A 415-nucleotide genomic window follows, 5' to 3' on the forward strand; every position below is an offset into this window, starting at 1 on the left:
GATTGGGACGGAGAGGTGTTAAAGACAGAAAATGTTGATTATGGAAGTTCAGCCACAGCTCCATCAGATCCTGCACGTACTGGTTATAGCTTTACGGGTTGGGATGTGGCCTTTGATAATATCACAACAGCGTTAACTGTAACAGCTCAGTATACCATCAATAACTATGAAGTTAGTTTTGTAGATTGGAACGGAGAGGTGTTAAAGACAGAAAATGTTGATTATGGAAGTTCAGCCACAGCCCCAGTTGATCCTGTACGTACTGGTTATAGCTTTACCGGATGGGACGTAGCCTTTGATAATATCACAGCAGCGTTAACTGTAACAGCTCAGTATACCATCAATAACTATGAAGTTAGTTTTGTAGATTGGGACGGAGAGGTGTTAAAGACAGAAAATGTTGATTATGGAAGTT

1 protein-coding gene is annotated in these 415 nt (G+C 40.7%); it reads left to right on the forward strand.

Features of this window, described 5'->3' with window-relative positions; translation table 11 throughout:
• Positions 1–415, forward strand: a 415-nt coding sequence (locus KEM10_RS24110) for an InlB B-repeat-containing protein (protein WP_212221051.1), incomplete at both ends; no start/stop codon positions are given.

The organism is Carboxylicivirga linearis (assembly GCF_018271995.1).
Lineage (GTDB): Bacteria > Bacteroidota > Bacteroidia > Bacteroidales > Marinilabiliaceae > Carboxylicivirga > Carboxylicivirga linearis.